Origin of the sequence: Leisingera aquaemixtae (assembly GCF_019801145.1) — a bacterium.
Classification (GTDB): domain Bacteria; phylum Pseudomonadota; class Alphaproteobacteria; order Rhodobacterales; family Rhodobacteraceae; genus Leisingera; species Leisingera aquaemixtae_A.
Window position 1 is genome coordinate 138,822 of the sequence record NZ_JAHVJQ010000002.1, and the last position, 13,104, is coordinate 151,925.

The 13,104-nt window shown below is 63.5% G+C and carries 11 protein-coding genes; 1 reads left to right on the forward strand and 10 read right to left on the reverse strand.

Going from position 1 to position 13,104, the window contains the following annotated elements:
• Positions 1-5 precede the first annotated feature (5 nt).
• The 3 genes from napE to KUW17_RS05195 all read right to left on the reverse strand — a co-directional run bounded on the left by napE (position 6) and on the right by KUW17_RS05195 (position 3,682).
• Positions 6-155, reverse strand: coding sequence for a periplasmic nitrate reductase, NapE protein (gene napE / locus KUW17_RS05185; RefSeq protein ID WP_039185196.1), 150 nt, complete (start codon positions 153-155; stop codon positions 6-8).
• Positions 156-585: 430 nt separating this feature from the next.
• Positions 586-3,003 carry a DNA topoisomerase (ATP-hydrolyzing) subunit B gene (gyrB, locus tag KUW17_RS05190; RefSeq protein ID WP_222476512.1) on the reverse strand — a complete coding sequence of 806 codons (2,418 nt, stop codon included), beginning with the start codon at positions 3,001-3,003 and terminating at the stop codon, positions 586-588.
• A gap of 85 nt (positions 3,004-3,088) precedes the next feature.
• On the reverse strand, positions 3,089-3,682 hold the full coding sequence (locus tag KUW17_RS05195; protein ID WP_222476515.1) for an NAD(P)H-dependent oxidoreductase: 594 nt from the start codon (positions 3,680-3,682) through the stop codon (positions 3,089-3,091).
• 109 nt (positions 3,683-3,791) lie between these two features.
• On the opposite strand from KUW17_RS05195, the gene KUW17_RS05200 reads away from it, so the two are divergent.
• The gene (locus KUW17_RS05200; protein ID WP_222476516.1) at positions 3,792-4,385 is read left to right on the forward strand and encodes a TetR/AcrR family transcriptional regulator; all 594 of its coding nucleotides are present in this window, start codon (positions 3,792-3,794) and stop codon (positions 4,383-4,385) included.
• Here KUW17_RS05200 and KUW17_RS05205 read toward each other — a convergent pair.
• From KUW17_RS05205 to KUW17_RS05235, 7 genes are all read right to left on the reverse strand, one after another.
• A complete protein-coding gene (locus KUW17_RS05205) occupies positions 4,382-5,002 on the reverse strand; it encodes a LysE family translocator (protein WP_222476517.1) in 621 nt (206 codons plus the stop codon). The genes KUW17_RS05200 and KUW17_RS05205 overlap by 4 nt on opposite strands.
• Complete coding sequence (gene recF / locus KUW17_RS05210) at positions 4,999-6,096, reverse strand: DNA replication/repair protein RecF (RefSeq protein ID WP_222476518.1); 1,098 nt, start codon at positions 6,094-6,096, stop codon at positions 4,999-5,001. The genes KUW17_RS05205 and recF overlap by 4 nt, the downstream gene beginning before the upstream one ends.
• 97 nt (positions 6,097-6,193) lie before the next feature.
• Positions 6,194-7,315: a DNA polymerase III subunit beta gene (gene dnaN, locus KUW17_RS05215; protein ID WP_065267974.1), complete on the reverse strand. Its 1,122-nt coding sequence runs from the start codon at positions 7,313-7,315 to the stop codon at positions 6,194-6,196.
• A gap of 258 nt (positions 7,316-7,573) precedes the next feature.
• Positions 7,574-10,024: an FAD-dependent oxidoreductase gene (locus KUW17_RS05220; RefSeq protein ID WP_222476519.1), complete on the reverse strand. Its 2,451-nt coding sequence runs from the start codon at positions 10,022-10,024 to the stop codon at positions 7,574-7,576.
• Between the two features lie 83 nt (positions 10,025-10,107).
• Positions 10,108-11,121 carry a GlxA family transcriptional regulator gene (locus KUW17_RS05225; RefSeq protein ID WP_222476520.1) on the reverse strand — a complete coding sequence of 338 codons (1,014 nt, stop codon included), beginning with the start codon at positions 11,119-11,121 and terminating at the stop codon, positions 10,108-10,110.
• A gap of 18 nt (positions 11,122-11,139) precedes the next feature.
• Entirely contained in the window at positions 11,140-12,036 is an 897-nt protein-coding gene (locus KUW17_RS05230; RefSeq protein WP_222476522.1) for a homocysteine S-methyltransferase family protein, read from the reverse strand.
• A complete protein-coding gene (locus KUW17_RS05235) occupies positions 12,033-13,103 on the reverse strand; it encodes an alcohol dehydrogenase family protein (protein WP_222476524.1) in 1,071 nt (356 codons plus the stop codon). Before KUW17_RS05235 ends, KUW17_RS05230 begins: the two co-directional genes overlap by 4 nt.
• Position 13,104: the final 1 nt, after the last annotated feature.

A 13,104-nucleotide genomic window follows, 5' to 3' on the forward strand; every position in this document is an offset into this window, starting at 1 on the left:
GGCTCTTATCCGGTGGGTGGCCCCAGGAAGATCTGCGAGATCCAGATCATCAGACCGTACCCGCCTACGATTCCCACTGCCAGAACCGGCGCCAGGATCACAGCGAGGAACAGAAAGGTATTCCGCTCTTCGGCTTTGGTTGGCTGTTCGGACATAAGCGTCCTCCTTAGCTAATTTATTCTACACTAAATCCACGCGGAACGCCCGCGAAAGGCTGGTGCAGGCAGAACCACCTTAACTCAACAAAGCCGAATCATAATCAAAAGGCATTTTTGATTCATATTTACGACCTACCGGGTTCGGTCCTGCCAGCGCCACCATGTAAAAGCACGGCTCCCCGGACCTTGATCTGAATCATTTCGCAGGTGTTTGATTTGAAAAACTAAATATTCAAAAAATCGAAATTGTATTTTCACCGCACCACAGCCGCGCCAGTGCGGCCCGCAGAACAGTTAACTGCCTGAGCCGGGCCGGGCAGCCGAGAGACACATGATCGAACGCAGCAGGCCAAAAAAGCCGGCGCGCGCCCCGTGCAGGAGCGCGCGCCGTTTCAGAAATCAAAATTTTTCAGATGGTTAGAAGTTTTCAGAAGTCCAGGTTTTCGACGCTGAGAGCGTTCTTCTGGATGAACTCGCGGCGCGGTTCCACCACGTCGCCCATCAGTTTGGTGAACAGATCATCCGCCTCTACCATATCGTCGATGCGCACCTGCAAGAGGGTGCGGGCATCCGGGTCGAGTGTGGTCTCCCACAGCTGATCGGGGTTCATTTCGCCGAGACCCTTATAGCGCTGCAGGGTGAGACCCTTTTCGCCTTCTTCCAGAATCGCTTTCAACAGGCCAAGCGGGCCGTGGATCATCTGGCTGCGGTCACGGCGGACCAGCTGCGCGGTGGTGCCATAGACTTCCTGCAGGCTCTGGGTGAAGCTGCCGGTCTTGCGGGCTTCGCCAGAGCGCAGCATCGGGCCGTCCAGGGTGCGGACTTCCTCGACGCCGCGCAGGATGCGGGCCAGGCGGATGCCGTGGTCCTGGGTGATCCGGCCCTGCCAGCCGCGCTCATACTCCAGCGCGATGGCATCCAGGCGGGCGGCAACCTTGTCGGCCACGCCCTGCAGGTCGGAATCCACGGCGCCGGGCACAAAGGCACCGGCCACTGCGGCCTGCTCCAGGATGTGGCGCGGGTAATGGGTCGGGAAGGCATCCAGCACACGCTTGAGCTGGCGCGCCTCATCCACCACGCGGGTGAGGTCGGCGCCGGCCATTTCGGAGCCGTCGCCCAGTTTCAGAACCGCACCGTCGACGCCCTGGTTGATCAGGTAATCATCCAGCGCCGCCTGATCCTTGAGATAGACCTCGGATTTGCCGCGCGCGACCTTATAGAGCGGCGGCTGCGCGATATAGAGGTAGCCGCCCTCGATCAGCTCCGGCATTTGCCGGTAGAAGAAGGTGAGCAGCAGAGTGCGGATGTGGGCGCCGTCGACGTCGGCGTCGGTCATGATGACAATCTTGTGGTAGCGCAGCTTTTCGATGTTGAACTCATCGCGGCCGATGCCGGTGCCCAGCGCCATCACCAGGTTGCCGATCTCCTGGCTCGACAGCATCCGGTCAAAGCGCGCGCGCTCCACGTTCAGGATCTTGCCGCGCAGGGGCAGGATTGCCTGGGTCATCCGGTCCCGCCCTGTTTGGGCGGAGCCGCCGGCCGAGTCACCCTCGACCAGGAAGACTTCGGTCTTGGAGGGGTCTTTCTCGGAGCAGTCCTTGAGCTTGCCCGCCAGGTAGTTCACGTCCATCGCGGTCTTGCGGCGGGTCAGCTCGCGCGCCTTGCGGGCGGCCTCGCGCGCCAGCGCCGCCTCGACAATCTTACCGACGATCTGCTTGGCCTCGTTCGGGTTTTCCTCGAACCATTCGGCCAGCTTCTCGCCCATCAGGCTTTCGACCACCGGCCGCACCTCGGAAGAGACCAGCTTGTCCTTGGTCTGGCTGGAGAATTTCGGATCCGGCACCTTGACCGACAGAACACAGGTCAGTCCTTCGCGGGCGTCGTCACCGGTGAAGGACACCTTTTCCTTCTTGGCGATCCCCGAAGTCTGCGCGTAGTTGTTGATGGTCCGGGTCAGCGCGCCGCGGAAGCCTGCCACATGGGTGCCGCCATCGCGCTGGGGGATGTTGTTGGTGAAGGGCAAGACCGTTTCGTGGTAGCTGTCGTTCCACCACATGGCGATTTCGACACCGATGTCGTCCTTCTCCCCCACGATGTAGACCGGAGCATCCATCACCGGAGTCTTGTGCCGGTCAAGGTATTTGACGAACTCCTTGACGCCGCCCTCGTAGTACAGCTCTGCCGAGAGCTTCTCCGCCGGACGCTCATCCTCCAGAATGATCCGCACACCGGAGTTCAGGAAGGCCAGCTCGCGCAGGCGTTTTTCCAGCGTCTCAAAGGAGTATTCGAGGTTCGAGAATGTATCCGTCGAAGCCATGAACCGGACCTCGGTGCCGGTCTGGTCGCCGCAATCGCCGACCACTTCCAGATGCTTGACGGTATCGCCGCGCTCGAAGCGGGCGATGTGCTCCTTGCCGTTGCGCCAGATGCGCAGTTCCAGCCAGTCGGACAGCGCATTCACCACCGACACGCCCACGCCGTGCAGACCGCCCGAGACCTTGTAGGAGTTCGAGTCGAACTTACCGCCGGCGTGCAGCTGGGTCATGATGACCTCGGCTGCCGACACGCCTTCCTCGGCGTGGATATCCACCGGGATGCCGCGGCCGTTGTCACTGACGGAGACGCTGGAATCGGCGTGGATCTTGACCGTCACGTGGTCGGCGTGGCCCGCCAGGGCCTCGTCGATGCCGTTGTCCACGACCTCGTACACCATATGGTGCAGGCCCGAGCCGTCATCCGTGTCCCCGATATACATGCCGGGGCGCTTGCGGACCGCCTCCAACCCTTTGAGAACCTTGATGGAATCCGCGCCATATTCTGCGGGGGCCTGCTCGTTTCCGGACATTCACATCTTCCTGTCTTAGCTTCGGGATTTTATACGAAACCTGACCGGGATTGTCACGCGCAAGCCCCCTTTTTTCTTGGCAGAATCAGGCTGCCTTGGCCCCCAATCCGCCAGCTGCCGCCAGCCAGGTTTTGACCTTGGCCTCTGGCGCGTCCGTAGCTGGCGCGAAAGTGCTGAACCGCGTGGGCTTTATGCCGACAAACCCAAGGATCTGGCGGCTGATGAACTTCTTGACAGCATTGCCGTAGAACAGCCGCAACAGCAGCGCGGGCGTGTCCGACGTCAGCAGCACCCGGGCAGTCTTGCCGGTCAGCATCGGGGCCGGGAGCCCCACGAAGTTGACGTTGCGGGTATCGAAGGCCCGCCCCGGCAGCAAAGCCCTGTCAAATACCGCCTTCAGCTTGGCAGGGATGGCGCCCCACCACAGCGGAGAGGCCATCACCACATGCTCTGCCCACTCCAGATCCTCCAGAAAGGCTGCCAGATCCGGCTCCAAGGGTTTCGGGTTCTTATACCCGCCTTGCCCATAGTCCATGTCGAATTGCATCTGTGAGATGTCATGGCAGCGCACCAGATGGCCGTTTTCCTCCGCCGCGGCCTGATATGCGGCGCACAGGGATTTCGACAGGGAGGTTTGGCCGGGGTGGCCATTCAAAATCAGGATTTTCCGGGCAGACATCTCACTCTCCATTAGCTAAGTTGACCGTGGTCACTTTATTGAATCAAAAATGACCGCGGTCAATTGTAAAAATGACCGCGGTCAATAAAAGAGGTCGTGAGGCTGAGACATGACACGTGCACCGCAGAAACGGCGGCTGGAAACCAGGGCAAGACTGCTGGAGATGGCAGCCGCAATCGTGCAGGAACAGGGCTACAGCGGATTGCGGGTGGAGGATGTGGTCGCCCGCGCCGGTGTGGCCAAGGGCACCCTGTTTTCGCATTTCAAGGACAAGGACGGGCTGCTGGCCGTGCTGATCGGGGATGAGGTCCTGCGCCTTCTGGACGGTATGGAGGCAGGTGGCGCCCCCCGGGATGCAGCTGAGCTGACCGCCCGGCTGGCGCCGCATCTGGACTACGTCGGCCAGGACCGCGTGATTTTCGATTTGCTGCTGCGCTACTCCGGCACCACGGCGGCAGAACCGGACGAAGTGATCACCGCAGGCTTCCTCCGCCAGGTTGCCCTGCTGACCCGCTGGCTGCAGCTTCTACAGGCGGCAGGCCGGATCCGCCGCGATCAGCCGCCGGAACTGCTGGCCGAAGGCATTCAGGCTTTCCTGAACCACGTCCTGGGTGTGTGGTTCTGCATGGAGCACGATGATGAAACGCCGCCTGCCAGGGCGCTTGAGCCCTACCTGCAGGCCTGGCTGCAGCCCGCCACCTAGGTGAACGGGATCACCAGCCCGACGCAGATCAGCAGCCCGCCGGAGACAAGGTTGATCCGCCGCCGGATCCGGGTGGATGTCACCGCGCGGCGCACGCGGTGCACCATCCCCGCCAGCGCCAGGTTGCCCAGAAGCGGCACCAGGAAGGACAGGGTGACGATCGCCGCCACGTCGCTCCAGGAGATGCCCGACAGGTCAAAGAACCCGGGCAGCACGCCCATGTAGAACAGAATCGCCTTGGGGTTTCCGAGGATCACCGCGATGCCAGCCATGAAACCGGCCCAGATGCCGGGACGGGTCAGGGCGCGGTTTTCCTCCACCGCGTCGCCGGCATGGCGGATCAGCAGGTATCCCATCCCCAGGAACATCGCGCAGGCAACCCAGCGCAGCACGGTCATGATGCCCTCGAATTCCGAGACCACCCAGGACATGCCTGCCACCGCGATCAGTGGCCAGAAGATGTCACCGCAGGCGACGCCAACCGCCAGCGGCCAAGCCGCCGGGAACCCGCCGGAAACCGAGCGCGCCATCAGCGCCAGCCAGACTGGGCCGGGGGTCAGGAACAGGATCAGCAAGGCGCCGGCGTAGAGCGCCAGATCCCAAGGCGTCACGGTCATTTCCGGGAAACCTCCGACACACCTTCGGCTTCCGACACTTCCAGCACCTGAGCCCGGCCGCCCAGCTCCGCAAACAGCTCAGGGCCCGTGCCCGTCATCCAGGCCTGGGTTCCCAAGGCGCAAATCTCGTCATACAGCGCGGCGCGGCGTGCGGCATCCAGATGCGCTGCCACCTCATCCAGCAGCAGGATCGGCGGCGCGCCCTCGCGCTCGGCCAATGCCCGCGCATTGGCCAGGATCAGCGACACCAGCAGCGCCTTCTGCTCGCCGGTGGAGCAATCCCTGGCCGGGATGCCCTTGGCCCGGTAGGTGCCAATCAAATCCGTGCGGTGCGGCCCCACCAGGGTGCGGCCCGCCGCCAGATCTCGGAACCGGCTTTCTTCCAGCGCCTCTTTGAAATCAGCCTCTGTGGACGGCATGCTGCCCTCCGACTGCATCAATTCCAGTTCGGCAGCGGGAAAGGCGGTTTCCGCCCTGGCCTGCGCCAATTGCAGCAGCTCCACCGCCTGCACCCGCGCGGCATGAATCCGGTGCCCGGCGGAGGCCATCCGGTCTTCCAGCACCTTGTACCAGGCAGCGTCGCGGATCTGTTCCCTCAGCAGCCGGTTGCGCTCGCGCATCGCCTTGTCATAAGCCAGCGAGGCCTCGGCATGGGCGGGCTCAAAACTGAGCGCGATCCGGTCCAGAAACCGCCGCCGCCCCTCGGCGGCTTCGATCCACAGCCGGTCCATCGCTGGGATCAGCCAGACAACGCGCGCCACCTGCCCCAGCGCCAGCTGGCTCGCGGATTTGTTGTCGATCTTCACCTGGCGCGCATTGCCGCTTTCGGACCAGGTTTCCACCTCATAGGTCTGCGAAGGCGTCCGCAGCTCGCCCTTCAGCTTCCAGCCCAGCATCTCCGGCTGGCGCGCCATCTCCGCTGCGCTGGCCCGGCGCAGCCCGCGGCCGGGGGAAAACAGCGATACCGCTTCCAGGATGTTGGTCTTGCCCGCGCCGTTGTTGCCGTAAATGGCCACCGGACGCCCGTCCAAATGCAATTCCGCCCGCAAATGCGAGCGGAAATGGGACAGGGTCAAGGCGGTCAGGGCCAGCACGCGGCGCGCTCCCTTTTCATCTTTCTAAAAATACTCGCGTCCCGCTGCCCGGCAGGCGGCTTTGCCGCCGAGAGGGGAGGCAGCGCCGTCAGGCGCGTCAGACCCGCATCGGCATCACGACGTAAACGGCACTTTCGTCGTTGCCTTCGCGCATCAGGGTCGGATCGCCGGAGGAGTTGAACATGAACACGGCGTTCTCGCGGTCCACCTGGTTGGCGATTTCCAGCAGGTACTTTGCGTTAAAGCCGATTTCCAGCCGCTCGTCATTGTAGGCGACGGCCAGCTCTTCCTCGGCGGCGCCGCTGTCGGGTGCGTTCACCGACAGGATCAGGCGGTCCTCTTCCAGCTGCAGCTTCACCGCGCGGGAGCGTTCGGAGGAAACGGTGGCAACCCGGTCAACGGCCTGTGCGAACTCGGCTGCATCCACTTCCAGACGGCGGGTGTTGCCGGCCGGGATCACGCGGGTGTAGTCGGGGAAGGTGCCGTCAATTACCTTCGACGTCAGGGTGATGTTCGGGGTGGCAAAGCGCACCTTGGTTTCCGAGACCGAGACCGCAATGTCCATGTCGTCATCATCCAGAAGCTTGCGCAGCTCGCCCACAGTCTTGCGCGGCACGATCACGCCGGGCATGTCCTCGGCACCCAGCGGCAGCTCGGCATCGATACGGGCCAAGCGGTGGCCGTCGGTGGCCACAGCGCGCAGCGCCTTGCCGCCTTCGGCACCGGCGGAGACGTGCAGGTAGACACCGTTCAGGTAATAGCGGGTCTCCTCGGTGGAGATCGCGAATTTCGACTTGTCGAACAGGCGGCGCAGCACGGCCGCCTTGGCAGCGAAGTTCGAGTGATATTCCGATGACGCCATCACCGGGAAATCCTCGCGCGGCAGGGTCGCCAGCGAGAAGTTGGAACGCCCAGCCTCGACCGCCAGGCGGCCGGTTGCGGCGTCGGCGGTCAGGGTGACCAGCGCGCCGTCGGGCAGCTTGCGGACAATCTCGTGCAGGGTGGTGGCGGCCACGGTGGTGGCGCCGGCGCGCTCCACCTGCGCGGGGGCCTTGTCGACCACCTCGATATCCAGGTCGGTGGCTCGGAACTGGACGCTGTCGCCCTCGGCTTCGATCAGCACATTCGCCAGAATCGGAATGGTGTTGCGGCGCTCGACCACAGACTGCGCCTGGGCCACGGCCTTGAGAAGCGTGCCGCGTTCGATGCTGATCTTCATGTCCCAAATCCTCTTCGTCAGGCCCGTGTCAGTGGCCGGGACAAGCAACCTACCTGTTTACCCCTGCCGCACAAGGCTTTTTATGGATTTCTCCAAGGGATTTCCGGCGGGGTCAAGAGGGGCTGCGCGGCTGGACCGCGAAACCGGGGCAAACGTTGCAGCAGAACCCGGCGCTGCCCCCGCAGAGACAAGTATGAAAAACGCCCCGGCGCTTTGTCCGGGGCGTGATACGGGCAGGTGATTGCACAGGAGAGGTGCTTAGGCCTTCACCCGCTCCGATTTCGGATCGTACATCGGCTTCAGGGAAGCTTCGGCTTTCACCTTCACGCCGCAGACGTCGATCTCGTAGGTGGAGCCCAGCACATCCGCTGCGCTTTCGCCCTCGCAGGGTACGTAGCCCATGCCGATGGCGGCACCCAAGGTGTGGCCGTAGTTGCCGGAGCTGAGATAGCCCACATATTTGCCGTCGCGGATGATCGGCTCGTTGTGGAACAGCAGCGGCTCGGGATCGGTCAGCTTGAACTGAACCATGCGGTTCTTGGGGCCGCTCTCCTTGCGCTCCAGCACCGCAGCCTTGCCGATGAAGTCGTCCTTGCCGGCGGCGACCGCAAAGCCGAGCCCTGCGTCGATCACATTGTCCTCGCAGGTGATGTCGTGGCCGAAGTGGCGGAAGCCCTTCTCGATCCGGCAGCTGTCCATCATGTGCATGCCGCAGAGCTTGAGCCCTAAATCCTGGCCCGCCTCCCAGAGGGTTTCGAAGGCATGGCCGGACATCTCTGCCGGGATATAGATTTCCCAGCCAAGCTCACCCACATAGGTCACCCGGTGCACACGGGCGAGGCCCATGCCCAGTTCGATCTCTTGTGCGGTGCCGAAGGGGTTCACCTCGTTGGAGAAATCATTGGGCGACACTTTCTGCAGCAGTTCGCGGGAGTTCGGACCCATCACTGCCAGCACGCCCTCGCCTGCGGTCACATCGGTGAGCACGACGTTGAAACCGCCCTTGTTGCGCATCATCCAGGTCTGGTCGGCGAGGCGGGTCACCGCCGGTGTCACCACCAGATAGACGGTCTCGCTCAGGCGGGTGACGGTCACATCCGCCTCGATCCCGCCGCGCGGGTTCAGGAACTGGGTGTAGACGATCTTGCCCGCGGGAACCGAGACATTGGCGCCGCAGATGTAGTTCAGGAACTTTTCCGCATCCGGGCCTTCGACGCGGATTTTGCCGAAGGAGGACATGTCGTACATGCCGACATTTTCCCGCACAGCGCGATGTTCAGCGGCGGAATTTTCGAACCAGTTCTGGCGCTTCCAGCTGTATTGGTACTCGCGCTCCTGGCCTTCGTTTGCAAACCAGTTGGCGCGCTCCCAGCCGCCGATTTCGCCAAAGACGGCGCCCTGTTCCTTGAAGTGGTAGTGGAACGGAGTGCGGCGCACGCCGCGGGCCGTGGCCTTCTGGCGGTAGGGGAAATGGTCTGCATACAGCAGGCCCAGGGTCTCTTTCGAACGCTCGAACAGATAATGCTTGTTGCCCTGGAACGGGTGCATGCGGGAGATGTCCACATCGCCGAGGTCAAACGGCTTCTGGCCGTCTTCCATCCACTGCGCCAGCGCCATGCCGGCGCCGCCTGCGGACTGAATGCCGATCGAGTTGAAGCCAGCGGCGACCCAGAAGTTGTCCATCTCCGGCGCCAGGCCGAGGTGGTAGGCGTCGTCCGGGGTAAAGGATTCCGGTCCGTTGAAGAACGTGTGGATACCAGCCTCCGCCAGCATCGGCATCCGGTTGCAGGCGGCCTCCAGGATCGGCTCGAAGTGGTCGAAGTCCTCGGGCAGCTGGTCGAACTCGAAGCTGTCGGGGATGCCCTTCATAGCCCAGGGCTTGGCGTTGGGTTCAAAGGCACCCAAAAGGATCTTGCCGGCGTCTTCCTTGTAATAGGCGCATTCGTCCGGCACCCGCAGCACCGGCATCTGGGTCAGGCCTTCGATGCCTTCGGTCACGATGTAGAAGTGCTCGCAGGCGTGCAGCGGCACGTTGACGCCTGCCATGCGGCCGACCTCATGCCCCCACATGCCGGCACAGTTCACCACCATGTCGGCTTCGATGTGGCCTTGCAACTGGCCATCATCGCTGACCCAGTCAACGCCGGTGACGCGGCGGCCGTTTTTGGAGATGCCGGTGACCTTGATCCGCTCCTTGACCAGCGCGCCGCGCTGGCGGGCGCCTTTGGCCAGGGCCAGCGCGATGTTGGCCGGATCGCCCTGCCCGTCCTTCGGCAGCCATACGCCGGCGGTCACGTCGCCCACATTCAAGTGCTCGTAGCGGGCTTTGACTTCCTCGGGGGAGATTTCCTCAACTTCGACACCAAACGCGCGCGCCATGGCGGCCTGGCGGAAGATCTCTTCCTTGCGCTCTTCGGTCAGGGCCACGGTGATCGAGCCGCAACGCTTGAAGCCGGTGGCGACGCCGGTTTCCTCCTCCAGCGAGCCGTAGAGCTCCTGGCTGTATTTTGCCAGTTTGGTCATGTTGGCAGTAGCACGCAACTGGGCGATCAGGCCCGCGGCGTGCCAGGTGGTGCCGGAGGTCAGCTGTTTGCGCTCCAGCAGAACCACATCCTTCCAGCCGAGCTTGGTCAGGTGATAAGCCACCGAGCAGCCGATCACGCCGCCGCCGATAATCACCACGCGGGCCTTGTTGGGAAGATCGCTCATATCATCGCTCCTGAATGAGAGTTTGCGCCTGATTATCATGAATAGGCGGCGCAAAATGCATCAAAAACGCCAGACTCCCGAGGCTATTCTCCGGCCTTGAGGATTTTTTCCGGGCTGTCCTCGCCCAGTCGGCGGCGCTTGCGCAGAGCAAAGGGCGTGATGCCAAAGAAGCTCTTGTAAAGGCTGGAGAATCCGTTCGGAAAGCCGCAGGCAAGACCGATCTCGCGGACGCTCATGGTGGTATTGAGCAGGAGATTGTTGGCCTTGGAGAGCCGCATTTCCCTGTAAAACCCATTGGGAGTGGTTCCCAGGAAGGTCCGGAACTTGCGCTCCAGAGAGCGGGTGGAAATGCCCAGTTCATCGACTATGTCGCTGATCGGCACCGGTTCCTCGATGTTGTCCTGCATGATGCGGATGCAGTGGTCCAAGTCGCTGTCGCCAGTGATGGTTGGCTTGGCGCCGGCAAAGGGCTGCAGCGAAGAGAAGTCGCGCACCTGTTCGTGCAGCATGATGTTGCCCACGGTCATCTGCGCCGCAGCAGAAGTCAGCCTGCCGACCAGCGCCAGGATGATGTCGACGGTGGATCCCATGCCGGCGCAGGTCACAACCGGCCCGTCTTCGCTGGCCAGCGCATGGCTGGAATCATTCAGCCCCATCCGCTCGCGCAGCAGGGCGGAGTTCTCCCAATGGGTCGTCAGCCGCCCGGCCGCGCCGCCCTGGTCGCGGATATAGCGGGCAGCGGCCTCGGCCAGCAGGTAGACCTTGATATCGCGGCAGGTGTAGCTGGAGATCACCCGTCCCAGGCTGAGGCCCGGATGATCCGGGTCCGAGTTGCCAAGGAAGAAGGCGAAATCCGCGTCCGGCTTGGCCGCGAAGGGTTCGGTATCCACGCTGAGGCCCGCCCGGCAGCCCACCCGGCCGCCCTGCAGCGAGCGGACGGTCCATTTGAACGGCGGCTGGGCCAGCACGCGATTGGCGATCCGCAGCACCTCCAGGATCGCCGACATCTCGATCAGCACGAAACCTTCGGTGACGATGATGTCAATGTGCCAGACCCGGGCCGGGTCTGCCGCTTTCAGTTTTTCCGGAGCTGCCATGCTGATCCCCTCCCCTGGTCAGACGATCCGATGCCCGGCCGCGCGCAAGCAGCGGGCCAGTTCGGCAATATGGTCCGGGCCGACTTCGCAGCAGCCGCCGACGATGGTAGCGCCTTGGGCAACCCAGCCCATGGCAAATTCCGCGTAGGCCCTGGGCCCCAGATCCTGGCGCTGCTCCAGCGCGTCCACGGTCGGGGCATCCTGCAGGAAGCCCTCGGATATCCGGGTGAAGCCGTTGGCATAAGCGCCGAAGGGCTTGCCGAAGCTCTTCACGATTTCCAGGCCTGCGCCGACGACCTCTGGGCGCGAACAGTTGATCAGAAGCGCCTCCGGCTGGAATTCCTCAACCAGCGTCGCGAGGTCAGCCAGCGGCTCGCCGGAGCGCAGCAGCGTTCCGTCCTCATCGGAAACCGAGGCTGCCAGCCACACCGGTTTGGCCGTACCGGCGCAGCCGAGCAAGGCGCCCCTGGCCTGTTCAACCGAGGACACGGTTTCGATCAGGAACAGATCCGCCTGCGGCTCCAGCAGCTGAACAAGCTCTGCGTAGACAGGTGCGGCCTCCTGGTGCGGCGGGCAGATGTCCGGGCGGTAAGAGGCAATCAGCGGCCCAAGCGCAGCAGCAACGCGGCCCGATCCGTGGGCGTCCCGTGCAACGGTTGCCTGTGCAGCGGCCTTGGCCAGCAATTCTTCGAAATGCTCCTCGATCCCGGCGCGGGCCAAACGGTCGCGCAGCACCGCATAGGTGTTCATGGTGGCAACCGTTGCCCCGGCAGCAAAGTAGTCCGCGTGAATGCCGCCGACCACATCCGGCTTTTCGATCATCACGGAGGTTGACCACAGTGGCGTCGCCCGGTCGCCGGACCGTTTGACGACCTCCTGCCCGATCGAGCCGTCAAGGAGGATGATTTCTGTCATGGGGCCTCCTGCGGGGGAATCAGGACCAGTTTGCCCGGAAACGCCTTGCTCATGAAATCGGCTTGCGCCCGGACGATGTCCTGCAGGGGATAGGTTGCCGAGACCAAGGGGCGGATTGTGCCGGAATTGATCAGTTCCACCAGTTCGGCAAAGACCGCACGCGGGGAGAAGGTGCAGCCGTGGATGGTGATGTCGCGCAGGTAAATCTCACGCAGGTCCGCTGTGACGATCGGTCCGGCAATGGCGCCGGAGACCGCGTAATGCCCGCCGGGCCGCAGCGCCTGTATCAGCGCGGGCCAGGCCGGGCCGCCGACCACGTCGATGACGGCGTCGTAGCGTCCAGGTTCAGGAACCTCATCGCGGCCGATAATGCTGCCCGCCCCCATCGCGGTCACCGCCTCCGCCTTGGCGGGCGATGTCTGGCCGGTCACTTGCGCACCAAGATGGGCCGCCAGCTGCACCGCGGCCAGCCCGACCCCGCCGGAAGCGCCAGTCACCAGCACCCGCTGGCCACCAGAGACACCGGCCCGGTGCAGCAGGTTCCAGGCGGTTCCATAGGCACAGGGCATGGCCGCAATCTCGGTATCTGACAGGGGAGAGGCGCTGACATCGAACAGCTCTGCCGCGTCAGTCAGGCAGTATTGTGCGAAAGCACCGTCAAGCTCTGACCCTAGGGCGACAAAGGCCACCGGATTGTCCGGCTGCGGCCGGGGAATATTGATCTGGCTGGTGACCCGCTGCCCCACGCGGATGGCACCGGTACCGGTGCCGGTCTGAACCACCACGCCGCACAGGTCGCCGCCTTGGATGCGGGGGAAGCTCAGGGCGCCGCCCCAGCCGCCGGCCTCGACCTCTGCGTCATCGCCGACCGTATCGGTGGCCCCCGTCACATCTGACGAATACCAGCCGATCCGGGTGTTGATGTCGGTGTTGTTGACGCCGGCCGCCAGAACCTTGACCAGCACCTGCCCCGGCCCAGGGACCGGAACAGGAATATCTTCACGCCATTCGAGCGCATCCGGCCCGCCATGCCGGGTCAAACAGACGCCTTTCATCATCTGGGCCATC